At 68.1% G+C, this 25,203-nt stretch carries 26 protein-coding genes; 11 read left to right on the top strand and 15 right to left on the bottom strand.

Annotation, left to right across the window (positions count from 1 at the left end; genetic code table 11):
* Nucleotides 1-83: 83 nt before the first annotated feature.
* Genes DMB37_RS23540 through DMB37_RS23560 form a run of 5 tightly spaced genes read right to left on the bottom strand, consistent with a single transcriptional unit; the run spans nucleotide 84 to nucleotide 5,728 of the window.
* On the bottom strand, nucleotides 84-1,139 hold the full coding sequence (locus DMB37_RS23540; RefSeq protein ID WP_135234549.1) for an acyl-CoA dehydrogenase family protein: 1,056 nt from the start codon (nucleotides 1,137-1,139) through the stop codon (nucleotides 84-86).
* Nucleotides 1,136-2,158 (bottom strand): acyl-CoA dehydrogenase family protein, encoded by a 1,023-nt coding sequence (locus DMB37_RS23545; RefSeq protein ID WP_135234550.1) that lies wholly within the window; start codon nucleotides 2,156-2,158, stop codon nucleotides 1,136-1,138. Before DMB37_RS23545 ends, DMB37_RS23540 begins: the two co-directional genes overlap by 4 nt.
* Nucleotides 2,155-3,297 (bottom strand): acyl-CoA dehydrogenase family protein, encoded by a 1,143-nt coding sequence (locus tag DMB37_RS23550; protein ID WP_135234551.1) that lies wholly within the window; start codon nucleotides 3,295-3,297, stop codon nucleotides 2,155-2,157. The genes DMB37_RS23545 and DMB37_RS23550 overlap by 4 nt, the downstream gene beginning before the upstream one ends.
* Nucleotides 3,297-4,175, bottom strand: coding sequence for an enoyl-CoA hydratase (locus tag DMB37_RS23555; RefSeq protein ID WP_135234552.1), 879 nt, complete (start codon nucleotides 4,173-4,175; stop codon nucleotides 3,297-3,299). The genes DMB37_RS23550 and DMB37_RS23555 overlap by 1 nt, the downstream gene beginning before the upstream one ends.
* Nucleotides 4,175-5,728, bottom strand: coding sequence for a FadD3 family acyl-CoA ligase (locus tag DMB37_RS23560; protein WP_135234553.1), 1,554 nt, complete (start codon nucleotides 5,726-5,728; stop codon nucleotides 4,175-4,177). The genes DMB37_RS23555 and DMB37_RS23560 overlap by 1 nt, the downstream gene beginning before the upstream one ends.
* Before the next feature lie 85 nt (nucleotides 5,729-5,813).
* Here DMB37_RS23560 and DMB37_RS23565 point away from each other — a divergent pair, with 85 nt between their 5' ends.
* The 5 genes from DMB37_RS23565 (at nucleotide 5,814) to DMB37_RS23585 (ending at nucleotide 10,813) form a co-directional block, all read left to right on the top strand.
* A complete protein-coding gene (locus DMB37_RS23565) occupies nucleotides 5,814-7,019 on the top strand; it encodes an acyl-CoA dehydrogenase family protein (RefSeq protein WP_370465420.1) in 1,206 nt (401 codons plus the stop codon).
* A gap of 37 nt (nucleotides 7,020-7,056) precedes the next feature.
* Entirely contained in the window at nucleotides 7,057-7,851 is a 795-nt protein-coding gene (locus DMB37_RS23570) for an SDR family oxidoreductase (protein WP_135234555.1), read from the top strand.
* 328 nt (nucleotides 7,852-8,179) lie between these two features.
* Complete coding sequence (locus DMB37_RS23575; RefSeq protein ID WP_135234556.1) at nucleotides 8,180-8,908, top strand: hypothetical protein; 729 nt, start codon at nucleotides 8,180-8,182, stop codon at nucleotides 8,906-8,908.
* An 80-nt stretch (nucleotides 8,909-8,988) separates the two neighbouring features.
* Entirely contained in the window at nucleotides 8,989-9,609 is a 621-nt protein-coding gene (locus tag DMB37_RS23580) for a TetR/AcrR family transcriptional regulator (protein WP_167768909.1), read from the top strand.
* A 10-nt stretch (nucleotides 9,610-9,619) separates the two neighbouring features.
* The gene (locus tag DMB37_RS23585; RefSeq protein WP_370465188.1) at nucleotides 9,620-10,813 is read left to right on the top strand and encodes an acetyl-CoA C-acetyltransferase; all 1,194 of its coding nucleotides are present in this window, start codon (nucleotides 9,620-9,622) and stop codon (nucleotides 10,811-10,813) included.
* A gap of 7 nt (nucleotides 10,814-10,820) precedes the next feature.
* Here the strand turns inward: DMB37_RS23585 and DMB37_RS23590 are convergent, their stop codons facing one another.
* From DMB37_RS23590 to DMB37_RS23615, 6 genes are all read right to left on the bottom strand, one after another.
* A complete protein-coding gene (locus DMB37_RS23590) occupies nucleotides 10,821-11,204 on the bottom strand; it encodes a hypothetical protein (protein WP_135234557.1) in 384 nt (127 codons plus the stop codon).
* Nucleotides 11,150-11,686, bottom strand: a complete 537-nt coding sequence (locus DMB37_RS23595; RefSeq protein WP_167768910.1) for a LysR family transcriptional regulator — start codon at nucleotides 11,684-11,686, stop codon at nucleotides 11,150-11,152. Before DMB37_RS23595 ends, DMB37_RS23590 begins: the two co-directional genes overlap by 55 nt.
* A 286-nt stretch (nucleotides 11,687-11,972) precedes the next feature.
* Nucleotides 11,973-13,034 (bottom strand): nitronate monooxygenase family protein, encoded by a 1,062-nt coding sequence (locus DMB37_RS23600; protein ID WP_135234559.1) that lies wholly within the window; start codon nucleotides 13,032-13,034, stop codon nucleotides 11,973-11,975.
* Complete coding sequence (locus DMB37_RS23605) at nucleotides 13,031-13,837, bottom strand: CoA-transferase subunit beta (RefSeq protein WP_135234560.1); 807 nt, start codon at nucleotides 13,835-13,837, stop codon at nucleotides 13,031-13,033. Before DMB37_RS23605 ends, DMB37_RS23600 begins: the two co-directional genes overlap by 4 nt.
* Complete coding sequence (locus DMB37_RS23610) at nucleotides 13,834-14,718, bottom strand: CoA transferase subunit A (RefSeq protein WP_206055007.1); 885 nt, start codon at nucleotides 14,716-14,718, stop codon at nucleotides 13,834-13,836. The genes DMB37_RS23605 and DMB37_RS23610 overlap by 4 nt, the downstream gene beginning before the upstream one ends.
* A gap of 14 nt (nucleotides 14,719-14,732) precedes the next feature.
* A complete protein-coding gene (locus tag DMB37_RS23615; RefSeq protein ID WP_135234561.1) occupies nucleotides 14,733-15,497 on the bottom strand; it encodes an enoyl-CoA hydratase family protein in 765 nt (254 codons plus the stop codon).
* Nucleotides 15,498-15,594: 97 nt separating this feature from the next.
* Between DMB37_RS23615 and DMB37_RS23620 the strand changes: the two genes are divergently transcribed.
* From DMB37_RS23620 to DMB37_RS23640, 5 genes are all read left to right on the top strand, one after another.
* Nucleotides 15,595-16,383: an SDR family oxidoreductase gene (locus tag DMB37_RS23620; RefSeq protein ID WP_135234562.1), complete on the top strand. Its 789-nt coding sequence runs from the start codon at nucleotides 15,595-15,597 to the stop codon at nucleotides 16,381-16,383.
* A 32-nt stretch (nucleotides 16,384-16,415) separates the two neighbouring features.
* On the top strand, nucleotides 16,416-17,327 hold the full coding sequence (locus DMB37_RS23625) for an SDR family oxidoreductase (RefSeq protein ID WP_135234563.1): 912 nt from the start codon (nucleotides 16,416-16,418) through the stop codon (nucleotides 17,325-17,327).
* A gap of 176 nt (nucleotides 17,328-17,503) precedes the next feature.
* Nucleotides 17,504-18,523 carry a hypothetical protein gene (locus DMB37_RS23630; RefSeq protein WP_135234564.1) on the top strand — a complete coding sequence of 340 codons (1,020 nt, stop codon included), beginning with the start codon at nucleotides 17,504-17,506 and terminating at the stop codon, nucleotides 18,521-18,523.
* Between the two features lie 88 nt (nucleotides 18,524-18,611).
* Nucleotides 18,612-19,127 (top strand): ImmA/IrrE family metallo-endopeptidase, encoded by a 516-nt coding sequence (locus tag DMB37_RS23635; protein WP_107653913.1) that lies wholly within the window; start codon nucleotides 18,612-18,614, stop codon nucleotides 19,125-19,127.
* The gene (locus tag DMB37_RS23640; protein ID WP_135234565.1) at nucleotides 19,124-20,134 is read left to right on the top strand and encodes a hypothetical protein; all 1,011 of its coding nucleotides are present in this window, start codon (nucleotides 19,124-19,126) and stop codon (nucleotides 20,132-20,134) included. Before DMB37_RS23635 ends, DMB37_RS23640 begins: the two co-directional genes overlap by 4 nt.
* A 322-nt stretch (nucleotides 20,135-20,456) precedes the next feature.
* Here DMB37_RS23640 and DMB37_RS23645 read toward each other — a convergent pair whose 3' ends face one another.
* Both DMB37_RS23645 and DMB37_RS23650 read right to left on the bottom strand, forming a co-directional pair.
* Nucleotides 20,457-20,873, bottom strand: coding sequence for a helix-turn-helix domain-containing protein (locus DMB37_RS23645; RefSeq protein WP_011207048.1), 417 nt, complete (start codon nucleotides 20,871-20,873; stop codon nucleotides 20,457-20,459).
* 362 nt (nucleotides 20,874-21,235) lie between these two features.
* Nucleotides 21,236-22,399, bottom strand: coding sequence for a steroid 3-ketoacyl-CoA thiolase (locus DMB37_RS23650; protein ID WP_135234566.1), 1,164 nt, complete (start codon nucleotides 22,397-22,399; stop codon nucleotides 21,236-21,238).
* 98 nt (nucleotides 22,400-22,497) lie between these two features.
* Between DMB37_RS23650 and DMB37_RS23655 the strand changes: the two genes are divergently transcribed.
* Nucleotides 22,498-23,799, top strand: a complete 1,302-nt coding sequence (locus DMB37_RS23655; protein ID WP_228541013.1) for a cytochrome P450 — start codon at nucleotides 22,498-22,500, stop codon at nucleotides 23,797-23,799.
* 75 nt (nucleotides 23,800-23,874) lie between these two features.
* Here DMB37_RS23655 and DMB37_RS23660 read toward each other — a convergent pair whose 3' ends face one another.
* Together DMB37_RS23660 and DMB37_RS23665 are read right to left on the bottom strand one after the other, a co-directional pair.
* Complete coding sequence (locus DMB37_RS23660; protein ID WP_135234568.1) at nucleotides 23,875-24,315, bottom strand: nuclear transport factor 2 family protein; 441 nt, start codon at nucleotides 24,313-24,315, stop codon at nucleotides 23,875-23,877.
* Nucleotides 24,312-25,202 (bottom strand): TIGR03619 family F420-dependent LLM class oxidoreductase, encoded by an 891-nt coding sequence (locus tag DMB37_RS23665; protein WP_135237788.1) that lies wholly within the window; start codon nucleotides 25,200-25,202, stop codon nucleotides 24,312-24,314. Before DMB37_RS23665 ends, DMB37_RS23660 begins: the two co-directional genes overlap by 4 nt.
* Nucleotide 25,203 lies beyond the last annotated feature (1 nt).

Genomic DNA, 25,203 nt, shown 5'->3' on the forward strand with positions numbered 1-25,203 from the left:
TAACTATATATGTCCCGTGAACTCGATCACGGACATGGCACAGCCCCGGTGCGCGGCACGTACCGGGGCTGTGACCTGGGTGTTCAGGAGGTGAGGGCGACCGGGCGGCGGGGTGTGCCGAACAACTGGGCGGTGCCGTGCGCGCGCTTGAAGAAAAGTTGCGCGTCGTGTTCCCAGGTGATGGCGATGCCGCCGTGCAGTTGCACGGTTTCGGCGACGATCGTGCTGAGCGCCGCCGAACAGTGCAGCCGAGCGACCCAGACGTCTTCGGCGGCGGTGGCGGCATTCTCCGAGACGGCCAGGGCGGCCGCGGCCGAGGCGGACTCGGCCGATTCCAGCAGCACGTACATGTCGGCCATGCGGTGCTTGAGGGCCTGGAAGCTGCCGATCGGGCGACCGAACTGAACCCGGGACTTGGTGTACTCGACCGTCATCTCCAGGCAGCGTGCCGCGGCACCGACCTGTTCGGCGGCCACTGCGGCCCAAGCGATTTCGCGCAGCCGCGCAATGGCGGGCGCGGGATCACCGGAACCGAGGCGGTGGGCTTCGGCTGCGGTGAAGGTGATTTCGGACAGCTTGCGGGTCGGGTCCATGGTGGGCACGACGCGCCGTGCGACCCCGGCCGCGGTCGCGGCGACTTCGAAGAAGCCCGTCGAGGTGAGCACGATCAAGGTGTCGGCGGTATGGCCGTCGAGCACATAGCGAGCGGTGCCGGTGAGGGTTCCACCGGACTCCTTTACTCCTGTTTCGTCCCAACCGCTTTCGCCTGCCCAGCACACCGCGAGCGTGCGGGTACCCTCCGCCACCTCGGGCAGCAGCCGATCGCACGCCGCCGTGTCGCCGGACAGCAGCACGGCCTGGACGCCGAGGACGGCGGAGCCGAGCATCGGCACCCCGGCCAGGACACGGCCCAGTTCGCCTACCACCACCAGGGATTCGACCAGGCTCGCACCGATACCGCCGTGTTCCTCGGGGATGGCCAGCGCCGCGACCCCGATCTGTTCACACAGCAGCCGCCACAGCGTCGGGTCGTAACCGAGGTCGGTGTCCATTGCCGCGCGCACCGCGGCGGATCCGGCGTGCTTGGTGAGCAACGCCCGCACCGAGGCGGTGAACTCCTGCAGTTCGGTATTGGTCATGCGGTCCCTCGCTGCGGCACGGCTGCCTCGCGCAGCGCATCGGCGATCCGTGCCCGGTGCAGATCCGGTGTGCCCCAGGCGGAACGGAGCGCGGTGACCTTGGTCAACCACAACGACAGGTCGTATTCGGCGGTGTAGCCGATCGCGCCGTGTACCTGCAAGGCAGCCCTGGCGGCCTGGTGCGCCGCGTCGCCACAGGCGAGCACGGCGGCCGAGACGTCGCGGCCGCGCGTTTCCTCGCCCATGGTGAGCGCGGCGCGGTACAGCAGCGGTTCGGCCAGATCCAACCCGATCAGCACATCCGCGAGCTTCTGCTTGACGGCCTGGAACTCACCGATCGGCTTGCCGAACTGCTTGCGCTGCTTGGCATACCCGGTGGCGGCGTCCAGCAGCGCGCGACCCGCGCCGAGCAACTGTGCCGCGCAGGCCAGTGCACCGGTGTCGAAGGCAACGGCAACGGCGTCGCGCACCGCGTCACCCTCGGCGATCGACTCGTCGGCCGCGACACTGAACAGGCGGCGCGCCGGATCGATCGACCGCACCAGCCCCGTCCGATGCGCGGTGTGCACCTGAGCACCGTCGGCGATCAGCACCACCTCGGCGCTGTCGGCGTCCAACGCCACCCTGCCCTGCTCCGGCGACGCGAAGGCGACGGTGCCCAGCGCGGTACCTTCGGCGAAGCCGGGCAGCCAGCGTTGCGCCGGACTCTTGTCCGGAAGTGCTTGCAGCAGTGCGGGTATCGCGGCGGCGGTCTCCAGCAGCGGGCCCGGCGCGGCGGCGCGGCCGAGTTCCACGAACGCCACCACCAGATCGATCGGCTCCGCACCGACACCGCCGTGCTCGTCGGCGATGGCCAGCCCGAGCACACCCGCACCGGCCAACTGGCCGATCAGCGCGCGACCGGGGCGCGGATCGCCGGACGCCCAGTTGCGGACCGCGGCGGGCGTGCGGCCCGCGTCGAGCAGCTTGCGCACGCTGGTGCCGAAGTCGAGTTGTTCGGGGCTGAGCGCGAACCTCATCGGCTGCTCCCTCTCGGTAGTCCGAGCAGCCGCTCGGCGATGATGTTGCGCTGAATCTCGTTGGTGCCCGCGTAGATCGGGCCGGACAGCGCGAACAGATAGCCGTCGGTCCACGGCCCGGACCGCTCGGCGGTCGCGCCGAGCACCTCCAGCGCGGTCTCGTGCATGGCGATATCGAGCTCCGACCAGAACACCTTGGTGATCGATGATTCGGCGCCGAGCTTGCCGCCCTCGTTGAGCCGGGTCACCGTGCCGAAGGTGTGCAGCCGGTAGGCCTCGCTGCCGATCCAGGCGTCCACCACCGCGTCGCGCTGCGCGGTGTTGGCCGGGTCGCCGGTGTCGAGCCACAGGTCGATCAACCGCTGGGCCGTCGCGCTGAACCGGCCGGGGCTGCGCAGTGACAGGCCGCGCTCGTTGCTCGACGTGCTCATCGCCACCCGCCAGCCCTCGCCGGGCTCGCCGATCACATCTCGGTCGGGCACGAACACCTCGTCGAGGAAGATCTCGGCGAAGCCGGGCTCACCGTCCAGCTGCGGAATCGGGCGCACCGTAACACCATCGGCGGACAGCGGGAACATGACGTAGGTCAGTCCCTTGTGCCGCTCGGCGGCGGGGTCGCTGCGGAACAGGCCGAAGGCCCAGTCCGCGTAGGCCGCTCGGGAACTCCAGGTCTTCTGACCACTCAGCAGCCAGCCGCCGTTGGTGCGGCGGGCGGTGGAACGAATGCCCGCGAGGTCGCTGCCCGCCTCCGGCTCGGACCAGGCCTGCGCCCAGATGTCGTCGGCGCGGGCCATTCTCGGCATGATCCGGTCGAGCTGCTCGGGGGTGCCGTGCTCGAACAGCGTTGGCGCCAAAAGAAAGATGCCGTTCTGGCTCACCCGACCTGGCGCGCCCGCGGCGTAATACTCCTGCTCGAACAGCACCCATTGCAGCAGGGAGGCATCGCGGCCGCCGTACGCCTCGGGCCAGGCGACCACCGAGAGGCGGGCGTCGGCGAGGGTGTGCTCCCAGGCCCGGTGCGCCTCGAATCCGGCCTGGGTGTCCATCGAGGGCAGCGGCTGGGCAGGCTTGTTGGCGGCGAGGAACTCGCGGACCTCGGCCTGGAATTCTTGGGTCGCCTGATCAATATCGAGATCCACTACGTCGCCCCGTTCTCGGTCGAGGTCGCCTGCGCCTTCATCGTTTTGGCGTTCATACCGCCCAGCGAGTCGGCGCCGACCTCCGCGTTGTGCGCGTGCGCGAAGTGGTGCAGCCCGAACACCGAGTCCATCCCGGTGCGCATGCCCATCAGATCCTCCGCCTGGTTCACCGCCTTCTTGGTCAGCGCGAGCCCGAATTGCGGCATGGTGGCGATCTTTTCGGCCAGCGCGAGCGTCTCGCCCTCGAGCTCGGCGCGCGGCACGACCCGGTTGACCATGCCCCATTCCTTGGCCTGCGCGGCACCGAACCGGTCACCGGTGAACAGGAACTCCTTCGCCGCGCGCGGCCCCATCACCCACGGGTGCGCGAAGTACTCGACGCCCGGAATGCCCATCCGGACAACGGGATCGGAGAAGAACGCGTCGTCGGAGGCGATGATCAGATCGCACACCCAGGCCAGCATGAGCCCGCCGGCGATGCAGGCGCCCTGCACCATGGCGATGGTCGGCTTGGGGATCTCCCGCCAGCGCCTGCACATGCCGAGGTACACCTCGAGTTCACGCGCGAAACGCTGATCGCCGCCGACCTTGTCGACGTGGTCCCACCACAGCGCCGCTTTGTTCGGATAGCGGATGTGGTGATCGCGTCCCGGGGTGCCGATGTCGTGCCCGGCGCTGAAGTGTTTGCCGTTGCCCGCCAATACGATCACGCCGACCTCGGGGTCTTCCACCGCGCGCTCGAACGCGGCGTCGAGGGCGTAGGTCATCACCGAGTTCTGCGCGTTGCGGTAATCCGGCCGGTTCAGCGTGACGATCGCCGTGCGACCGCGCACCTCGTAGGTGACGACGTCACCCTCGTCCGGGATCGGTTCCGACATTACGAAATCTCCTCACGTAGTTGACGCTTGAGCACTTTCCCGGCGGCGCTGTAGGGCAGCTGGTCGCGGAACTCGATGAACCGCGGCACCTTGAAGTTGGCCAGCACGGTGGTGGCGTGGGCGAGCACCTGGTCCTCGGTGAGCGTCGCGCCCGGCTTGCGGACCACGAAAGCCTTGCCCACCTCACCCATTCGGGTGTCCGGCACCCCGATCACGGCGGATTCGGCGATGCCGTCCAACCGTGCGAGCGCCTGCTCGATCTCGGCCGGGTACACGTTGAACCCGCCGGAGATGTACATGTCCTTGAGCCGGTCGGTGATCTTCAGGTATCCGCGTTCGTCCAGCGTGCCGATGTCGCCGGTGTGCAGCCAGCCCTCGGCATCGATGGTTTCCGCGGTGGCTGCGGGATCGTCGAGGTAGCCGAGCATCACGTTCGGCCCGCGCAGCAGCACCTCGCCGTTGGGCGCGAGGCGCAGTTCGAAGTCGGCGATCGGACGGCCGCAGGTGCCCGCGATGGTCGCCGCGTCGTCGTCCGCGCGGCACATGGTGCCGAATCCCGCCGCCTCGGACAGGCCGTAAGCCGTGATGACGACATCGAAGTCGAGCTCCGCGCGCATTCGCTCGATCAGCACCACCGGGACGGTCGCCGCCCCGGTGACGGCCACCCGCAGCGTGCTGAGGTCGAACTTGTCGCGGTCGGGGTAGTCGAGAATCGTCTGATAGATGGTCGGCGGCCCGGGTAGCACCGTCACCTCCTCCTCGCTCACCAATCGCATGGTGGCCGGCACGTCGAACACCGCCTGCGGGATGATCGCGGCCCCGGTGACCAGGCAGGCGAGGATGCCCGCCTTGTAACCGAAGTTGTGGAAGAACGGGCTCACCACCAGATACCGGTCGTCGCGGCGCAATGTCGCGCACTCCGCCCAGGCCCGCACCACCGACAGTGCCTGCCGATGGGCGACCACGGTGCCCTTGCTGCGGCCGGTGGTGCCCGAGGTGAACAGGATGTCGGAGGTGTCCTCGGGGCTGACCGCCGATGCCCGCTCTTCTGCCTCGGCAGGCGTGGCCTTCTCGGCGACCCCGGCGAGCTCGGACCAGTCGAACGCAGTCTCGTCGCTGGTCCGGGTGCCCGGTTCGACCGGGATGACGATGACGGTTTCGATATCGAGTTCCGGTGCGCTCGCGCGCAATTCGGCGAGCCGATCGCGGCCGAGGAAGGTGCCCGCGATGAACAACGCCCTGGCGTCGACCCGGCGCAGCACGTCGGCGGCCTCGTCGGCGACGTAGCGGGTGTTCAACGGCACCAGCGACGCGCCGACGTAGTGGGCGGCCAGCGCCGCGACGACCCAGTGGTGGGTGTTGGGCGCCCACATGGCCACCCGATCACCGTCCTGTACGCCGCGCGCGATGAGCGCCCGCGCCACCTCCTGGACCGCCGCGAGCAGCTGCGTCCAGTCCAGCCGGACCGCGCCGTCGGCGAGGGCGGGGGCGGTGCCGAACGTGGCCGCGGCATGCCGCAGCGCCAGCGGAGTCGTCAGAGCAGGGGTTGTCACGGTGGTCCTTACGTCCGTGTCGGGCACTTATGCGAGCGCCCTACAAAGCAAGTGCTTGGTAGGTTATCCTACCGGCGTGGGTGCGATCCAGACCTCAGAATCCGACACCGCCGCGTCGGGCGGGCGGTTTTCCGCGACGCAAGACGCGCGATTCGCCGCCGAGGTGCGCGAGTGGCTGGCGGAGAACCTGAACGGCGAATTCCGCGAGTTGCGCGGGCTCGGCGGGCCCGGCCGGGAACACGAAGCCTTCGATGAGCGCCTGGCCTGGGACCGGCACCTGGCCGCCGCGGGCTGGACCTGCCTGGGCTGGCCGAAGGAGTACGGCGGCCGCGAGGCGACCGTGCGCCAGCAGGTGATCTTCCACGAGGAGTACGCGAAAGCGAACGCGCCCGCCCGGGTTTCGCACGTCGGCGAGGAACTGCTCGGACCGACCGTGCTCGCCTTCGGCACCCAGGCGCAGAAGGACCGCTTCCTGCCCGGCATCCGCACCGTCAGCGAGCTGTGGTGCCAGGGCTATTCGGAACCGGGCGCGGGCTCGGACCTGGCCGCGATCACCACCACGGCGCGGCTGGACGGCGACGAATGGTCGATCAACGGCCAGAAGATCTGGACCTCGCTGGCCCACGTCGCCGACTGGTGCTTCGTGATCGCCCGCACCGAGCGCGGTTCGGTCCGCCACCAGGGCCTGTCCTACCTGCTGGTTCCGATGCGCCAGCCCGGCATCGACGTGCGCCCGATCATCCAGCTGACCGGCACCTCGGAGTTCAACGAGGTCTTCTTCGACGACGCGCGCACCGCCGCGGACCTGGTGGTCGGCGCGCCGGGCGAGGGCTGGCGCATCGCCATGGGCACCCTGACCTTCGAGCGCGGCATCTCCACCCTCGGCCAGCAGATCAGGTTCGCCAGGGAGCTGGCCGACGTCGAGGCGCTGGCCCGCCGCACCGGGGCCGCCGACGATCCGCTCATCGCCGATCGGATCGACCGGGCCTGGGTCGGCCTGCGGGTGCTGCGCGCGCACGCCATCCGCACGATGGAGGGCGCGGGCGTGGACGACGGGGGACAGGCCTCGGTCGCGAAACTGTTGTGGGCCAACTGGCATCGCGGCCTCGGCGAACTCGCCATGGCCGTGCTCGGCCCCGCAGGCCTGGTGGCCGAGGAGAACGACTTGAACGAATGGCAGCGGCTGTATCTGTTCACCCGCGCCGACACCATCTACGGAGGTTCGAACGAAGTGCAGCGCAACATCATTGCCGAGCGCGTGCTCGGCCTGCCGCGAGAGGCGCGTCCATGAGGTCTGTGACAAGGGCGAGCGTCGGCGAGGTGCAGTCATGAGCGGCCTATCGGTAGCGCCTGCTCCCATCCCCGGGCACGGTCTGCTGGCCGGCCGCGCCGCCGTCATCACCGCCGCGGCGGGCACCGGCATCGGCTCGGCCACCGCGCGCAGGCTGCTCGCCGAGGGCGCGGATGTGGTTGTCTCCGATTGGCACGAGCGGCGTTTGGCCGAGACGGCCACCGAACTCGCGGCCGAGTTCCCGGACCGCAAAGTCGCCTCGATCGCCTGCGACGTGCAGAGCACCGAGCAGGTCAACGCGCTGGTTCAGGGTGCGGCCGAGGCGATCGGCCGGATCGACATCATGGTGAACAACGCCGGGCTCGGCGGCGAGACCCCGGTGGTCGACATGACCGACGAGCAGTGGGATCGCGTCCTCGACATCACTCTCAACGGCACCTTCCGCTGCACCCGTGCGGCGCTGGGCTACTTCCGTGCCGCGGGCCACGGCGGCGTGATCGTCAACAACGCCAGCGTGCTCGGCTGGCGCGCGCAACACGGTCAGGCCCATTACGCCGCGGCCAAAGCCGGTGTGATGGCGCTGACTCGGTGCAGTGCCGTCGAGGCTGCCGAGCTCGGCGTGCGGATCAACGCGGTCGCGCCGAGCATCGCCAGACACGCTTTTCTGGACAAAGTCAGTTCGACCGAACTGCTCGACCGGCTCTCCGAGCGAGAAGCTTTCGGCCGGGCCGCCGAGCCGTGGGAGGTCGCGGCCACCATCGCCATGCTGGCCAGTGACTACACCTCGTATCTGACCGGTGAGGTCGTTTCGGTCAGCAGTCAGCGCGCCTGAGCGGCAGGCAATATTTTCGTGCATCGGGACAACGGCACCCCGGGAATTCGGCGATCCACCGTAGTTTCCCAACATCTTTCGCTATCGAGCTATCCAATCGCTGTCCGGTAACCGGTGGTTCGTGGCGGCGAGCCGCACGGACTGGACGGGCGGGTGGGCCGGGTAATCCGTATGTGCACGGACGCGCCAGAGTGCGTTCGCCTTCCAGCGCTCCGCGTACATCGAGCAAATGGGCGGCTGATCAGGTAGAAAAGCCCAAGCCAGATGCGGCCGGGGTGTGCGATGCTGGATTACATCGGATCCCGCACTCTCCAAAGGGGCGATGGCTATGGGCCTGGATAGCCCAGCTGCCCGCGAACAACTGGAACTCGAATTGGTGCGCGAGGTGGTGCTAGCCAGGCGCAGACTGGACAGCATGGTACTCGCCGCGCTAACTCTCGGCGCCGAGCTGATCGAGCACACGTCCGAGTACGCGACCGCCATGCGCGCCGCCCAGATTCTCGAGCAGTACGCCGTCGACGAGCGGGCGGTCACCCGCGACCCGCGCGGCGCGCTACGCGCCGATATGGCCCGAGATAGGGAGCGGGCCAAGCAGATCGGGCTCGGCACCGATCACGCGGAGACCGAGCAGGACCGGCGCAGACATCGGCAGTCCGCGCTGCTGTGCGAGGTGCGGGCGGACCTGCTCGACGTGGTGGCGAAGTGCCGGAAGTTCCGGTTCGACCGGGTCGCCTTCGACGAGGAGATCGCGCAGGGTCTCTGCAACGCCACCGACAAGCTGGTGATCGGCGCCGACATGGATACCTATCAGGCCTGGCAGCGCGGCATGGTGCTCAAGCTGATCGAAGAGCCGATGGCCTACGGCCCGCCGCGGGTGATGGCGACGGTGGACGCCGGGCCGGGGCGCGGGCAGCTCACCGTGGAGTGGGACAGTTGCGAACGCAGACTCGCGCTGGTCGCCAGGCTGGCCAGGGCGGGCATCGCGCCCGTGGTCATCTGCGATCGGCTGCTCGCGGACCTATCGGTGTCCTCGCCGCTGCGCTATTCGGTGCGTTGAGCAGGGCTGCGACACATCTCCCCACCGCTGGATAGATCAATCGCGCGCCGCCCTGTACCAAGCAAATGCTTGGTTGTATTATGGCCGATGTGACCGCACCCGACGCTTCGAAATCAGCACGGCGCAATGAACTGCTCGCGCTGGCGGCCGAACTGTTCGCCGAGCGCGGACTGCGCGCCACCACCGTGCGCGACATCGCCGACGCGGCCGGAATTCTATCGGGGAGCCTTTACCACCACTTCGACTCCAAAGAGTCCATGGTGGACGAGATCCTGCGCGGCTTCCTCGACGATCTGTTCGGGCACTACCGCGAGATCGTCGGCGCCGGGCTCAGCTCGCGAGACACCTTGGAAGCCTTGGTGATCGCGTCCTACCAGTCCTTCGACCGGCACCATGCCGCGGTCGCGATCTACCAGGCCGAGGCCAAGCGCCTGCGCACCGCCGAGCGGTTCACCTACATCGCCGACTACAACCGCGAGTTCCGCGAGCTCTGGCATCGCGTACTCACCAACGGCGTGACCGACGGCAGCTTCCGGCCCGAGATCGACGTCGAACTGGCCTACCGATTCCTGCGCGACACCGTGTGGGTCGCGGTGCGCTGGTATCAGCCGGGCGGCGCCATCACCGTCGACAACCTCGCCAAGCAGTACCTGACCATCGTGCTCGACGGGCTCACCGTCTCCGATCAGCACACCACGTAGGAGTTCTCTGATGTCAGCACCATCCGCACCCCGCCGCCCCTATACCCCGCTGCGGGACGCCTACGTGATCGATGCGGTGCGCACCCCGGTCGGCAAGCGCGGCGGCGCGCTGGCCGCCGTGCACCCCGCCGACCTCGGCGCGGCCGCGCTGCGCGGGCTGCTGGACCGCAGCCCGATCGACCCGGGCAACGTCGACGACGTGATCGTCGGCTGTGTCGACAACGTCGGCCCGCAGGCCGGAAACGTCGGCCGCACCGCATGGTTGGCCGCGGGCTATCCGGAGGAGGTGCCCGGCGTCACCGTCGACCGGCAGTGCGGGTCCAGCCAGCAGGCCATCAATTTCGGTGCGCAGGCCATCATGAGCGGCACCGCTGAGGTGATCGTCGCGGGCGGGCTGCAGAACATGAGTGCCATCCCGATCTCGGCGGCGATGTACGCGGGCAAGGAGTACGGCTTCGACTCGCCGTTCGTCGGCTCGGCAGGCTGGGACCACCGCTACGGCACCGCCGAGGTCACCCAGTTCCGGGCCGCGCAGCTGATCGCCGAGAAGTGGAACATCAGCCGAGAAGACATGGAGCGCTGGGCTTTGCGCAGCCACGAGCGGGCCCGCGACGCCATCAAGAACGGCCGCTTCGATCGGGAGATCGTGCCGGTCGGCGACTTCTGGATCGATCAGGGGCCGCGCGAGACCAGCCTGGAGAAGATGGCCTCGCTGCCGCCGCTGGCCGAGGGCAGCCCGCTGACGGCGGCCGTCGCCAGCCAGATCTCCGACGGCGCGAGCGCCACCCTGCTCGCCTCCGAATGGGCCGTCGAGGCCTATGGATTGACGCCGCGGGCGCGCATCCACCACGTCAGCGCGCGCGGTGCCGACCCGATCTTCATGCTCACCGCGCCGATCCCGGCGACCAAGTGGGCGCTGGAGAAGACCGGCTTGACCATCGATGACATCGACGTGGTGGAGATCAACGAAGCCTTCGCCCCGGTGGTACTCGCTTGGTTGAAGGAGACCGGCGCCGACCCGGAGCGGGTCAACGTCAACGGTGGCGCCATCGCGCTCGGCCACCCGCTCGGCGCCACCGGCGCAAAGCTTTTCGCCTCGCTGCTCAACGAACTCGAGCGCGTCGGCGGCCGCTACGGCCTGCTCACCATCTGCGAGGGCGGCGGCACCGCCAACGTCACCATCATCGAGCGGCTCGGCGGCTGAGTCGCGGCTAGACAGCCAGGCGTGCGGCGAGGTCGGCGGCGAGCCGGTCGAACCGCGCGTCGTCGGCGCGCCAGAGTAATGCGGTGCTGACCTCGAGATTCAGGTCTTCGACCGGCAGGAAACGGAATTCGGCGCGGTCGACGGCGGACAGGCCCTCGGAGTCGACGGGGGCGAGCAGGAAGGCGCGGGTTCGGCGCAGCATCATGAGCAGGCCGTCGATGGTTTTGAAGCGGTCGGTGCTTTCATTGATGCCCTTGCTGGACAAGGCGGTTCGGGTGTCGTGGGTCAGTTCCCAGTGTTCGGGGCCTCGAATGTGGGTAAAGCCATCGAGGTCCGCTAGTCGGATCGAAGTACGTCCGGTGAACAGGGTGGCGTCGACGAGTACGCCCATCGGTTCGGTGGCGACGACGACGGAGTCGATTCCCGTACCGGCGGACGGATGTGCGAGAGCGCCAGGTCGATGTGGTTGCCGCGCAGGCTCGCCGCCATGTCGGCCGAACGCAGGTGCTCGAGAGTGCAGGTGTAGTCGGACGCGAGATCGGCCAGCGCGGCGGTGAGCCGGTCATCGATGTCGGAACCGAGCAGCTCCGGGATGGCGACGCGGACGGCGATCGGCTGATCGTCGGCGAGTTGCGCACGCAGTGCGTCCACGTCGTTGACGATCGAGAACGCCTGCGGCACAAGCCGTTCGCCGGCCGGGGTCAGCCGGACGTGATGAATGGAGCGGTCGAAAAGCGATGCCCCGACTTCGGTTTCGAGTACTTCGATGCGCTCACTCAGCGCAGGGACGGACATCTGCAACGCCTGCGCGGCCTTGGTGAAGTCGAGCTCGCCGGCGACTGCCAGGAAGCAGCGTAGGTGAAAGATCTCCATTTGCGACATGGTAGCTATGTGACTAGGTGGTGCTCCACTTGACTGTGTCGGACATTTACAGCAAAGCGAATTGTGCGTTGATCTCGCAGGTAGATGGTATTTTTGATCGCGACTAAGCGAGAAGAGCTGAGTTAGCTGGTCGATTGACCAGCTAACGCGTCGACCGGCTCGAGTGGACGGCAAGCCCCGAAGTGGCGTCGCGTTGTCCGCCCTTGCGGTAGGTCGGCTGCCGCGAAACCGCGAAATGCCCCGCCCCTGCGCAGGGCGGGGCATGCGCGTCGTCAACTCAGAGGTTCTTCTGCAACCCTTCGATCCGGGCGATCGCGTCGGCGACGATGCGGTCGATCAGCTCCTGACAGGTCGGCAGGTCCTCGATGATGCCGGTGACCTGCCCGGCGGCGAGCACCCCCGCCTGGGTATTGCCCTCGACCAGACCGGCGCGCAACAACATCGGCGTATTGGCCGCCATGACAACCTGAGACCAGGTGAGGTCTTTGGTCTTTCGCATGGCGAGCCCGTCCCGCACCAGGGTGGACCATTTCATGCCGGTCATGCTCTTGAACTTGGCGGCATTGGCCACCGCGGCGGCCAGGCCGCGGGTGCGGCCCGAATGCTCCAGGCGCTGCACCAGTTCGGTGTTCAGGACCCGGTGCGGCATGCCGTCGACCTTGGTGGAGACCACGGTGTCCGGCAGCTGCCTGCGCAGGTACTCCTGCTTGACCGCCTCGGGCACGGTGCTCTCCTGCGTCAGCAGGAAGCGGGTGCCCATCGCGACGCCCGCCGCGCCGTAGGCCAGCGCGGCGGCCAAGCCGCGGCCGTCGAAGAACCCGCCCGCGGCGACCACCGGGATGTCGACCGCGTCCAGCACCGACGGCAGCAGCAGTGTGGTGGCCACCGGGCCGGTGTGCCCGCCGCCCTCGCCGCCCTGCACGATCACCGCGTCGGCGCCCCAGGACGCGACCTTCACCGCGTGCTTGGCCGCGCCGATCGACGGAATCACCACCACGCCCGCGTCTTTCAGCTTGGCGATGAGATCCTGCTTGGGTGCGAGCGCGAACGAGGCGACGGCCACCTTTTCGCGGATCAGCAGATCGATCCGCTCGGGTGCGTCCGTGGCATCGGCGCGGATGTTCACGCCGAACGGTTTCCCGGTGTGCGCCTTGGTCTTCGCGACCGCCGCTTCGAGCTCCGGGTAGGTCATGGTGGCCGAGGCGAGGATGCCGAGGCCGCCCGCCTCGGCGGTGGCCGCGACCAGGCTCGGGCCCGCGACCCAGCCCATGCCGGTCTGCACGATGGGATGTTCGACGCCGACCAGGTCGGTCAGCGCGGTGCGCAACCGGCCGGTCACGACGGCACCTCGGTGTCTCGAATGTTCTTGGGATCGAGCACATCCCGGATCAGGCGCAGTTCCTCGGCGGTGGGCAGCCGAGTCTCCTCGGCCTCGGCCAGTCCGTGGATCTCGAACGAGGTGTTCTCGGCGACCTCGGCGGCGGTGACGCCGGGGTGCAGGCTGCGCGCCCGCATGGTGTGGCCGGGGCCGGCGAAATCGAAGACGCCCAGGTTGCTGACCACCCGGTGCAGGTGATGGAACCGGAAGGCCGGGTTGTCCTGGTCCACCTTGTCGTAGCCGACGCCGGCCACGATATCGACCTGATCGGTGAAGACTCGGCTCGTGTGCCGCGAAACCCAGTAGCTGGTGGCGTGATTGATCGTGTTGCCCGGTGCGCCACGAACGCCGAACATCTGCCGGGTCGGCCGCTGCAGCGGACCGAACGCGGACAGGTTCTGATTGCCGAAACGGTCGATCTGGTTGGCGCCCATCACCACGTGCCGCCGCCCGGAGGCCACCACGTCGAACACCCGGCGAAACGGGATCCAACCCTCGATCGGCGCCTTGCCGCCCAGCGGGGGAGTGTCGGCGAACAGCAGCGCCTCGCCGTCGGAGAGCAGCAGATCGGGCTCGGAGGTCAGCTTGGCCAGCCGTGCACCGATGATCGACATCGGCGACATCGGGCTCGCCATGATTTCCCCTGCGCCGCTGAAGATCTCCGCGCAAGCGACCGCGCAGACCTCGGCGCGGGTGATCGTCTCGGTAGGCCCGCCCGTCACCCGGCCACCACCCCTCACTGAATCGCTTCGCGATGCTGTCATTTCTTCGCCTCCTGTGCGAACTCGCGGACGGCGGCCTGGTACTCGTCCTCGGAGACGGCCAGATACCTGTCGACGAACTGCTGCCACGCCTCGGGCGTCTTGGCCGACTGCACGTAATGCTTCTGGAACTTCTCGTCGCGGCCGTAGCTGTCACCGGCCAGGGTGAAGTGCGCGCCGTTGGGCGCCTCGACCACGCCGTCCACCATCATCCGGTTGAGCAGCAATGATTGCAGCGGCACGGTTTTCACCAGCTCGTCGGTCTCCACGATCCGCTCGACCGACACATACCGGCGCTCAGCCGCCAGGCAGTACAGGTCGTCGAAGTACGGATCGACTCCGGTGTAGGCGGCATTGCCGTGCCGGTCACCGATGTTCAGATGCACCAGCGCCGCATCGAGATTCAGGGCGGGCATCGCCATCAGGATCTCGGTCCGGCCGTCAGCGTCGGGGTAGGGGGATGCGACCGTGCGCATTTCGCCGTCCCAGAAGTTCGGCACATCCGAGCCGAGCCCGGCCCGGATCGGCAGGAACGGCAACCGGGCCGCGGCCGCCTCCAGTCCGCATTTGAGCATGCCCTCGTCCATCTCGCGCGCCACCAGCGCGCCCGAGGTCCGGGCGTGCGCGAACCATGGGTCGTAGAACGGCGCCGAATCAAGTGACACGAAGCCGTAGTACGCCTTGCGCACCTTGCCCGCCGAACACAGCAGACCGAGGTCCGGCCCGCCATAGCTGACCACCGTCAGGTCGGTCAGATCCGACCGCAGGATGGCCCGCACCAGCGCCATCGGTTTGCGCCGCGACCCCCAGCCGCCGAGGCCGATGGTCATTCCGCTGCGCAACTCGCCGACGACCTCGTCGAGCGACATTCGCTTGTCTCGCATGACTTTCCGATCTCCTACTGCTCGGCCTTGCGCGCGGCCAGATCGTCGTCGAACCGGGCGCGGATCTCGTCGGCGACGCCGGCGAGGTTGAGTTCGAAGGTGAATCCCTGCTCGTACCGGTAACTGCGGTGCACGTCCTGGGTATCGATGCCGTTGAGCGCCCGCTTCGCCGCGCGGATCACCCGCCCGTCCTTGGCTGCGATGTTCTTGGCGACTTCCATTGCCGCGGCGTCGAGTTCGGCGCGCGGCACCACCTGGTACACCGACCCGAAGTGGTGCAGCTGCTGCGCGGTGATGGTGCTCGCGGTGTAGAACAGCGCTCGCATCAGATGCTGCGGCACCAGCCTGGACAGGTGGGTGGCCGCGCCGAGCGCACCACGGTCCACCTCGGGCAGGCCGAAAGTGGCGTCTTCCGAGGCGATCACGACGTCCGCATTGCCGACCAGCCCGATCCCGCCGCCGAGGCAGAAGCCCTGCACCACCGCGATCACCGGCACCGGGCAGTCGTAGACCGCCGCGAACGCCTCGAAGCAACCGTGATTCGCGTCGATCAGCGCCTGATGACCGGGCTTGCTCTGGATCTCCTTGATGTCGACACCGGCGTTGAAACCGCGATTCTCGGCGCGCAGCACCACGACTCGCGTCTCCTTGTCCCGCCCCGCCTCCCTGATCGCATCGGCGATGTCGAACCAGCCTGCCGTCGGTATGGCGTTGACCGGTGGATAGTCCACCGTGACCACGGTGATGCCGGTTGATTCGGAGTGACGGTTGATCCCCATCGCCTATCCCTTCGTGAAGGCCCCAGCCCATCGTGAGACCCGGCTCGGCCGCGGCCCAGCGTTGGCAAAGCAAGCAGTTGCTTGGTAGGTTAGCACGGTGGCACTCGAAATCGATCTGGCCGACCGCGTCGTTCTGGTGACCGGCGGCGTCCGCGGCGTGGGTGCCGGTGTGAGCAGGGCCTTCCTCGCGGCGGGTGCGACGGTGATCGCCTGTGCCCGCCGTCCCGCCGACGCACCGGTCGAGTCCGACGGCCGCGCGATCGAGTTCCTGGCCTGTGACATTCGCGACGCCGACGCGGTGCGTGAGCTGGTCGACACCGTCGTCGCGCGACACGGCCGCCTCGATCACCTGGTCAACAACGCGGGCGGCGCCCCGTTCGCACTCGCCGCCACCGCTAGCAAGAACTTCCACGCCAAGATCGTCGAGCTGAACCTGCTTGCGCCGCTGCTGGTTTCGCAGGCGGCGAACGCGGTGATGCAGCAGCAGCCGGACGGCGGCACGATCGTCAACATCTCCAGCGTCAGCGGGCACCGCCCGTCACCGGGCACCGCCGCCTACGGCGCAGCGAAGGCGGGCATGGACAGCCTGACCGCCTCGCTGGCCGTGGAGTGGGCGCCCAAGGTGCGGGTGAACTCCCTCGTCGTCGGCCCGGTCGACACCGAGCTCAGCCGGCTGCACTACGGCGACCAGGACGGCATCGACGCGGTGGGCCAGACCATCCCGCTCGGCCGGATGGCCGCGCCGGAGGATGTCGGCCGCTGCGCCGTCTTCCTCGCCTCCCCGCTGGCCTGCTACGTCAGCGGCGCCGCCCTGCTGGTGCACGGCGGTGGCGAGCGCCCCGCCTTCCTGGCCGCGTCCACCGCGGCCTCCGGTCAGCAGTCCTGAAGACAACGGACCCCCACGAAGAGGACACAGGTATGGACACCGAGCAGATCTGCGCAGGCCGCACCGTCATCGTCACCGGCGCGGGCCGCGGCATCGGCCGCGCGCACGCGCTCGCCTTCGCCGCGGCCGGGGCGAAGGTGGTGGTCAACGATCTCGGCTCGGCCCTCGACGGCGCCGTGACCGCCGAGACCCCGGCCGAGCAGGTGGTGGCGGAGATCACCGCGCGCGGCGGCACCGCGGTGGCCAACGGCGACGACGTCGCGGATTGGCAAGGCGGCCAACGGCTTATCCGCCAGGCGGTGGACACGTTCGGCGGCCTCGACGTGCTCGTCAACAACGCCGGATTCGTTCGTGACCGGATGTTGGTCAACCTCGGCGAGGACGAGTGGGACGCGGTGATCCGCGTGCACCTCAAAGGCCATTTCGTCACCATGCGGCACGCGATCGAGTACTGGCGCGGCGAGTCCAAAGCCGGTCGCCCGGTCGATGGCCGCATCATCAACACCAGCTCCGGCGCGGGCCTGCAGGGCAGCGTCGGCCAGGGCAACTACGGCGCGGCCAAAGCCGGCATTGCGGGACTTACGCTGACGGCCGCTGCGGAGTTCGCTCGCTACGGCGTCACTGTGAATTCCATCGCACCTGCGGCCCGAACCAGGATGACCGAAACGGTGTTTGCCGAGACCATGGCGCGGCCGGAAGACGGCTTCGACGCGATGGCTCCGGAGAACATTTCGCCGCTGGTCGTCTGGCTCGGCAGCCCAGAATCCGCATCGGTCACCGGGCGCATGTTCGAGGTCGAGGGCGGGAAAATCGCACTTGCGGACGGGTGGCGCCACGGTGTGGCGGTGGATCGCGGCGCCAGGTGGTCGCCTGCCGAGCTCGGCCCGGTGGTAGCTGACCTGATTGCCAAGGGGATGCCGCCCGAACCGGTGTACGGGGCCTGAGCGGGCTTCCGACCTTCTTCCTGCGCACGTAACGATAGGGGTTTACTATGGCCCCCATCCGTTAAAAGTCCCGTGTGAGAGTCGCGACCGGGTGAGATCTGCGCTTTACGAATGAGGGGAAGGCTCGGCGCATGGCCGTTGGTCGCACGTTCCGTGTGGTTGCAGTAGCTGGAGCTGTGGCCGGCTTTGCGCTACTCGGCCCGGTTGCGGCGGTAGCCCAGCCCTCCGGTCAGTGCCCGCAGTGCGCTGCCGACCCCGCTCCGCCGCCGTATGACACCGGGGAGACCTGGTTGCCGCTGTCGGTGCCCGGTCAGCCGACAGACGTCAGTGCGGTGCCCACCAATCCCGCCATCGGGTCGGGCTCGGCAGCCGCCGGTTCGGCCGCGGCGGGCTCCGCTGCGGCCGGTGGCTCGGCCGCGGCAGGTTCGGCGGGCGCCGCAGGCTCGGCCGGTCTCGGCGCGCTGCTCGGTACCGGCTCCGCCGGACTCGCCCTGACGCTCGGTTCGGGCTCGGCCGGTCTCGGCGTCGTCCTCGGCACCGGCTCGGCCGCGCTCGGTGTCACCGGCTCCGCGGGGGTAGGTGCCTTGGCGACAGGCTCCGCCGCGGTGGGCTCCGCCGGAATCGGTGTCGGCGGAACAGGTTCGGCCGCGGTCGGCTCGGCAGGAGTTGGTTCGGCGGCGGTTGGCTCCGCGGGGGTTGGCTCCGCCGGAGTAGGTTCCGCGGGCGTCGGCTCTGCGGCAACCGGTTCGGCCGCAGTCGGTTCCGCCGCCGTCGGCTCTGCGGCCGTCGGTTCGGCCGCTCCGCTGCTGCTGCTCTTGATCCCGATCCCCACCCCGCCCGTCCCGCCCGCGCTGCCGCCCGTCGCCATCCCGCCGGTGCCCGCGCCTGCGCTGCCGGGCATCCCGGCACTGCCCGCACTCGTGCCTGCCCCGGCGGCCGCGCCCGCACCGGCCGCGCCCCCACCGCCCCCGCCCGCCCCACCGGCGGCGCAGGCGGCCCCCGCCAAGCCGAACCCCGACGTGCGCCCGACGAGCGCCGACGACGGGCTCCCCAAACCCAAACTGCTGTCGGTGATCGGCGGCCTGCTCGCACTCGGGTTGGCCGGAGCCGGTTCCGGCGCAGTCAGTTTCCAGGGTGCCTCGGCCGCGCAGGCCCGAGTCGACGCCGCCCGTGCCATGTTCTTCCCGAGGCCGTGAGGGGTGCTGGCATGAGTGAGCGGAGCGAACGAATCGTGTCACAGCGTGCCTCGCGCATGCCGGAGCCGAGCGTCAGCGAGGTGCAGGCATGAGTGAGAGCAAGACTCAAAACACTTCGCGGTCTTACCGGCGGGTGGCCGCCGCCGTGGATGCCGTCTGCGCCGTGGCGGCGGACTCCGACGCCACCACCCTCGACGAGGTGGTGCTCGCCATCGCGAGCGAGCGACGCCGCGAAATCGAAATCGCCAGTGCGCAATTGGGCCCCGGCGTGTGCGGTCAGCGCAGGCTCTACCCCGATCGCGACGTGATCGTGCTCGCCCAGTCGCTGCCGAGCCGGGAGCACACTCTCGCACATGAGTTGGGGCACATCGTGTTCAACCACGAGGGCGCACCAGCGCCCGAGGTGACGCTCGAGGCCAGCGATGATCTGATCGCGTACATGCTGAGCCAGCGGGCGCACCAGCAGATCGTCGACGACGGCGCGGACGAGCTCGCCGAGTGGGAGGCAGAGACTTTCGCCGCCATGTTGATGACCAGACTCCGCGTGTTCAACAGCCGTGGCGCAGGCGTCTCGGTCCTTCGATTCGATGAGGCGCTGGGATGACCCTCTGGTTGACGGCACTGCTGGTGTGGATGGCGGCGGGAGCCCGGGTAGGACGGGTGCTGGTCAAGCCGGCGACGACGGCCCGGGTGGCCATCGTGGTCGCGGTCGCCGCCGTCGCGCTGGCCGCCACCGTTGCGGTCCCCGAGATCGCCGTGGCCATCGACAATCTGCGGCCGCAGGGCGTGCGTGCGGGCTGGCTCTCCGACGGTGTCGTGGTGTCGGCCTGGATCGTCTTCATCGCCGCCACCTCGGTGGTCGCCTTCGCCGCCTGGCCGATCTGTTCCCGGCAGAACCTGCGTCAGGTCGCCATGGCGATCTACAGCATCGGCATCGTCTCGGTGATCATCACCATCGTCTGGTCGTTCACCTTCGGCTGGGAGGTCGTCACCCTCGGCGCGCTGTTCATCGTCATCACCGGCCTGCGCAACCTCGACTGGACCACGCTCGGCCGGGGTATTGCGATCTACACCACCGGAACCGCGGTCGTCGCGGGCCTTGCGGTGCTGGAGATTCAGCGCGCATTCACCGATGCGCCGCCGGTGCCGCCGGGCGAGCCCAATTGGGCGTGGCAGGCGTGGGAAGTGGCGAGTCTGCTCATCGCGTTCGGCGCGGTGTGGATCGTGGTTGAGCTGTGGGTGCGCGCGCGGATGCTGTTGCGCCAGATCAAACTGCTGCACCGCATCATGGTCGGCCGGTTCCCCGAGGTGGTCGCGCACGATCAGACCGGTACGTCCACTCAGCTGCGCGCGTCCGACCAGGTGGCGCAGATCATGGACGCCCTCTACCTCCAGTCCGGCGGTGGGGTGGTGCTCGCCGCGGTGGCACCGCCGCCGCGGTCGGTCGCCGAGCGCGCGGAGACGGTGGCGCAGTGGGCGCGAAACCCGTTGGGCGATGTGGCGCTGGACGCACGGTGGATTGCTCCGCCCGAGGGGATTAGTCCCCGCGGCTGGGTCCAGGCCATCGCTCGGGCCTATGACGCGACAACCCTGGAACCCGTTCGAAATTGAGCACACGCGCCGCTGGCGCGTATTCCGCGTACCGCTGAGTGTGGTTGCCCGCCGGTGTCGTGCACCGTGCTGAGTTCTGCGCTGGACTCGATGAGTTACCCGCGTTCACACGAAATCAGTTGTCCGAGGAAAACTTGCGGGCGCACAAGTTCGAGAATTGTCGAATGTGCGTGCATCTACTGATGATCGAGCATCGCCAGAGGCCTTGACAGGGCATGCCCCTATTTTCTCGGGCATGCCCACTTGCTTCCCGTATTGGACGCACACATAACACAGCACAGTGCGACCCGGAGGGTCGCACTGTGCTTCCGTGCAAGAGAACCTATTCGGTGCCATCCGGAGGAATTTCGGGCAAGCCTTCGCTTGCCCGCAACTTCTCCGCCATGGACGTGAGGAGGTTCTGAGATTCTTCGGACAGGTCGAACGCTCTACTCGACAGCCGTCGCAGTCCGTAGCCCTGCAGCTGGGACAGCAACTCAAGATCGTGATCGATCTTGGCGGCATAGATGTCGTTGAAGAAGTAGTCCGGCTTGACCTTGAAGAACTTCGCCAGGGCGGCCACCGTCTCATCGGACGGGTTCGTCCGTTGTCCCGACCGCAACTGCGACAGGTACGGTTTCGAGATCGGATGTCCGGAGGCCGTCAGCGCAGCCGCAACCTCCGCGTTGGTGTGCGGCTTACGCCCCGGGGGATGCACGGTTTCGAACAGCTTGTTCAGCCGCGCCGCGAAATCAGCCATTGTGAGCCGCCCAATTCCCTTCGCTGTACTAACAGTCGTTATCTCGGATACGTATCATTGATATTAGCGGCTCAGTAACTGAAAACCTACGCCTGATTCCGGATTTCCTTGAAGCTTCTAGGTGCCGGTCCGGCGAAGGTACTGCGACCGTTGCGTTTGCGGGTCACCCCAACGGCTCTCGAGAAGCCGAGGTACGGACCGGTTCTGGCCCGTCGTGGAGGTCTTCCCCGACGCGATCCTGATAGCGGAAAGATAGCTGACGTCTCATCTAGTTGCAAGTCGAGCCAGATGTGTGGCGTACGACACGTTTCCGGGCCTGGGAGATGAACGTTCAACAAACCGGTTTGGACGGGTCGACGGCCCTAAAACCGCTCGATGATCGTCCCTGTCGCCAATGCGCCACCGGCACACATCAGCACCATGGCGGTGCTGCGGCCGGTTCGCTCCAGCTCGTGCAAAGCCGTTGTGATGAGCCGGGATCCGGTCGAGCCCACTGGATGGCCGAGCGCGATGGCGCCACCGTTCACGTTGACCCGGTCCATGTCCGGCTGATGCACCGACGCCCAGGACAGCGCCACCGAGGCGAAGGCCTCGTTGATTTCGAACAGATCGATGTCCCCGATGCTCATCCCGGACCGTTCCAGCAGGCGCGAGCAGGCCTGTACCGGTCCGTCGAGATGGAACTCCGGCTCGGCGCCGACCAGCGCCTGGCTGACGATCCGTGCCCTGGGGCGCAATCCGGCTCGCTGCGCGGCCTTTTCGTCCATCAGCAGCACCGCGGCGGCGCCGTCGGAGATCTGCGACGAGCTGCCCGCGGTATGGATGCCGCCCTCCAGCACCGGCTTCAGCTTGGCCAGGCCGTCGACGGTCGTCTCGCGCAGGCCTTGATCGCGGGACACGTCCAGCTTCTCGCCGGTCGGGTTTCCCGCCTTGTCCACGGCGGGCGCGGTGACGGTGAGCACCTCGCGGTCGAAACGCCCCTCGGCCCAGGCCTGTCCGGCCAGCCGCTGCGAGCGGGCGCCGAACGCGTCGACGTCGGCGCGAGTGATGCCGCGCCGCTTGGCAATCCGCTCGGCCGCCTCGAACTGGTTGGGCAGGTCGATGTTCCAGGACGCCGGCCTGCGCGGTCCGGCGTGCTCGCCGACATTGGCGCCCAACGGAACTCGGCTCATCGCCTCGATGCCGCAGGCGACGCCGATGTCGATCGCACCGGTCGCGATGAGGCCGGCGACGAGGTGGTTGGCCTGCTGGGCCGAGCCGCACTGCGCGTCGATGGTGGTCGCGCCGACCTGCCAGGGCAGCCCGGCGTGCAGCCACGCGACGCGCGTCACATTGTTGGACTGCTCACCCGCCTGGGTGACGCAGCCGCCGATCACCTGCTCGACCTGCGCCGGATCCAGGTGGGCGCGCTCGAGCAGTCCGCGCTGCGCGAGACCGAGTAGTTCGGCGGCGTGCAGGCCGGACAGCCAGCCGCCGCGCTTGCCGATGGGGGTGCGAGCGGCCTCGACGATGACGGGTGTGCCCATGTCCAACCTTTCTATGGGGCGGAAAACTGAAACAAGTTCTCCAAAGATTTGAGGTGGTTCTGTCCGGTTTCTTTCCTGATACAGCCACCTATGCTTCAATGATTATAGAACGTGTTTCAGTTTGTCGAAGGAGACATCTGGTGGTAGACCCTCGGAATGTCCGGCCGAATCTGCCGGACGGATTCGACGTCACAGACCCCGACATCTACGCCGAGCGGGTTCCCGTCGAGGAGTTCGCCGAGCTGCGTCGCACCGCACCGGTCTGGTGGAATCCGCAGCCGGTGGAGGTCAGTGGCTTCCGGGACGAGGGCTTCTGGGTGGTCAGCAAGCACGCCGATGTCAAAGAGGTATCACGGCGCAGCGACGTGTTCTCGACTTTCGAGAACACCGCCATCCCGCGCTTCAACGACGACATCACCCGCGAGCAGATCGAACTGCAGCGGTTCGTCCTGATCAACAAGGACGCCCCGGAGCACACCAAGCTGCGCAAGATCATCTCGCGCGGCTTCACCCCGCGCGCCATCAACGGCCTGCGCGCCGAACTCTCGGCGCGCGCGGAATCGATCGTCAAGGCGGCCGCCGCCTCGGGGACCGGCGACTTCGTCACCCAGATCGCCTGCGAACTGCCGCTGCAGGCGATCGCCGAACTGATCGGCGTCCCGCAGGAAGACCGGATGAAGGTGTTCACCTGGTCGAACGACATGACCGGCTACGACGACCCGGACAACGACGCCGATCCGGTCATGGCCTCCGCCGAAATCCTGGGCTACGCATACCAAATGGCCGCGGCCCGCAAGGAATGCCCGGCCAACGATCTGGTCACCACGCTGATCGAGGCGGATGTCGACGGCGACAAGCTCAGCGAGGAGGAGTTCGGCTTCTTCGTGATCATGCTGGCCGTGGCGGGCAACGAGACCACGCGCAACGCCATCACCCACGGCATGAACGCCTTCATGGAGAACCCGGACCAGTGGGAACTGTTCAAGAAGGAACGCCCGGCCACCGCCGCCGACGAGATCATCCGGTGGGCCACGCCGGTCACCTCGTTCCAGCGGACCGCGCTGGAAGACACCGAGCTCGGCGGCGTGCAGATCAAGAAGGGCCAGCGGCTGGTCATGCTGTACCGCTCGGCCAACTTCGATGAGGACGTCTTCGAGAACCCGGAGCGGTTCGACATCCTGCGAAAGGACAACCAGCACTTGTCCTTCGGCGGCACCGGCGCACACTTCTGCGTCGGCGCGAACCTGGCCAGGCTGGAGGTCGACCTGATCTTCAACGCCATCGCCGATCACCTGCCCGATATCAGCAAGCTGGGTGAGCCGAAGCGGCTGCGCTCGGGCTGGCTCAACGGGATCAAGGAATTCCCGGTCGACTTCAAGGGCTGTCCGGTCACGCACTGAGGCCGGTACCTCGAAAAGGGCCCTCGCACCGGAGATTCCATCCGGTGCGAGGGTCCTTCGCCCGTTGCGGTGCGCTCAGCCGACCTTCTTCGCGGTGGCCATCGCGCGGTCGACCTCCCAAAATGCCCGCAGCGCAGCAATTTTGCCGGAGTCGTCGACCCGGTAGGTGAAGACACCGTCGGCGTCGATCTGATGACCGCCGAGGGTGCTGCGGATGGTCCCGGTGAACGCGATCTCGTTCCCGCACGCGAACGAGTCGCCGAACAGGAACTCGATGGACTCCGTCTGCGCGATCGCCTTGTCCCAGAACGCCTCGATCGCCGCCTTGCCTCGGTGCCCCTTGCCCTCCGGATCGAAACCCGAAGGGCCGATGGGATCTTCGACAATGCCGTCCTCGGCGAACAGTGCGACCCACGCCGCCTTGTCCCTGGCCCGCACCGCGGCCTGGGATGCGAGCCCGGCGATCCGGGCCGGATGGTCGGTCGCTGCGTTGGATGTTTCGCTTCGCTCGCTCATGCCGATACCTCCGCGACGATCGGTGCTTCGATGTTCGCCGCGGCGAATCGGCGCAGCGAGTCCTGTTTGGCGGCGAGTTCGCCGTCGAAGCCGATGCCGTCGAAGAGCCAGGGCACCACGATCGCGTCGGTCACGCCCGCGTTCGCGAGATCCTGATAGCCGGACCGGCCGAACCGGTCGACGCACACCGCCTGGAGCTCGAACGGCTGGTCCTCGCGCCCGAATTCGGCGCGCAGCGCGTCGAGCTTGCCGATGGTGCGGCACAGCTCGTCGTAGGTCATCATCGCCGAGGTCCAGCCGTCACCCACCCGGGCCGCCCGCCGCAGCGCCGCCTCGGTGTGGCCGCCGACGTAGAACGGCACCGGCTCGGTCGGGGCCGGGCTGACCTGCAGCTGATCGAAATCGAAGAACTCGCCGTGGAATTCGACCATGCCACCGCCCAGCACCAGCTTGATGACCTCGATCATCTCGTCGACCCGGGCGCCGCGGCGGGCGTAGGGCACCCCGCACCACTCGAATTCCTCCGGCGCCCAGCCGATTCCCACGCCGAAGCCGAAGCGGTTGCCGGACAGATTGGCCACCGATCCGACCTGACGAGCCAGCAGCAGCGGGTTACGCGACCCGAGCTTGAGCACGTTGGTGTAGAACCGGATCCGACTGGTCACCATCGCCATCGCGGTCGCCCCGATGAGCGGGTCGGCCCAGGGGGTCTCCGGACCCCAGAACCGGCTGCCGTCGGCGGTATACGGGTACTTCGCCGCCGCGGACTTCATGTAGAACAGCGAGTCCGGCAGCGCGATCGACGAGAACCCGCACTCCTCAGCGGTTTTCGCCAGCTCGGGCAGCTGGTCCAGCGGACTCAGCGCGATGCCGAGGGTGAACTTCAGC

The organism is Nocardia sp. CS682 (genome assembly GCF_004634405.1).
Taxonomy (GTDB): Bacteria; Actinomycetota; Actinomycetes; order Mycobacteriales; family Mycobacteriaceae; genus Nocardia; species Nocardia ninae.

Bases quoted from the DNA above. Each gene is read 5' to 3' on its own strand.
- DMB37_RS23595 (WP_167768910.1), bottom strand. From the start codon at position 11,686: ATGGAGATCTTTCACCTACGCTGCTTCCTGGCAGTCGCCGGCGAGCTC.
- DMB37_RS23635 (WP_107653913.1), top strand. From the start codon at position 18,612: ATGAGTGAGAGCAAGACTCAAAACACTTCGCGGTCTTACCGGCGGGTG.
- DMB37_RS23660 (WP_135234568.1), bottom strand. From the start codon at position 24,315: ATGAGCGAGCGAAGCGAAACATCCAACGCAGCGACCGACCATCCGGCC.
- DMB37_RS23655 (WP_228541013.1), top strand. From the start codon at position 22,498: ATGATTATAGAACGTGTTTCAGTTTGTCGAAGGAGACATCTGGTGGTA.
- DMB37_RS23640 (WP_135234565.1), top strand. From the start codon at position 19,124: ATGACCCTCTGGTTGACGGCACTGCTGGTGTGGATGGCGGCGGGAGCC.
- DMB37_RS23625 (WP_135234563.1), top strand. From the start codon at position 16,416: ATGGACACCGAGCAGATCTGCGCAGGCCGCACCGTCATCGTCACCGGC.
- DMB37_RS23580 (WP_167768909.1), top strand. From the start codon at position 8,989: ATGGCCGATGTGACCGCACCCGACGCTTCGAAATCAGCACGGCGCAAT.
- DMB37_RS23615 (WP_135234561.1), bottom strand. From the start codon at position 15,497: ATGGGGATCAACCGTCACTCCGAATCAACCGGCATCACCGTGGTCACG.
- DMB37_RS23585 (WP_370465188.1), top strand. From the start codon at position 9,620: ATGTCAGCACCATCCGCACCCCGCCGCCCCTATACCCCGCTGCGGGAC.
- DMB37_RS23605 (WP_135234560.1), bottom strand. From the start codon at position 13,837: ATGACAGCATCGCGAAGCGATTCAGTGAGGGGTGGTGGCCGGGTGACG.
- DMB37_RS23545 (WP_135234550.1), bottom strand. From the start codon at position 2,158: ATGAGGTTCGCGCTCAGCCCCGAACAACTCGACTTCGGCACCAGCGTG.
- DMB37_RS23575 (WP_135234556.1), top strand. From the start codon at position 8,180: ATGGGCCTGGATAGCCCAGCTGCCCGCGAACAACTGGAACTCGAATTG.
- DMB37_RS23570 (WP_135234555.1), top strand. From the start codon at position 7,057: ATGAGCGGCCTATCGGTAGCGCCTGCTCCCATCCCCGGGCACGGTCTG.
- DMB37_RS23540 (WP_135234549.1), bottom strand. From the start codon at position 1,139: ATGACCAATACCGAACTGCAGGAGTTCACCGCCTCGGTGCGGGCGTTG.
- DMB37_RS23610 (WP_206055007.1), bottom strand. From the start codon at position 14,718: ATGCGAGACAAGCGAATGTCGCTCGACGAGGTCGTCGGCGAGTTGCGC.
- DMB37_RS23650 (WP_135234566.1), bottom strand. From the start codon at position 22,399: ATGGGCACACCCGTCATCGTCGAGGCCGCTCGCACCCCCATCGGCAAG.
- DMB37_RS23645 (WP_011207048.1), bottom strand. From the start codon at position 20,873: ATGGCTGATTTCGCGGCGCGGCTGAACAAGCTGTTCGAAACCGTGCAT.
- DMB37_RS23590 (WP_135234557.1), bottom strand. From the start codon at position 11,204: ATGGGCGTACTCGTCGACGCCACCCTGTTCACCGGACGTACTTCGATC.
- DMB37_RS23555 (WP_135234552.1), bottom strand. From the start codon at position 4,175: ATGTCGGAACCGATCCCGGACGAGGGTGACGTCGTCACCTACGAGGTG.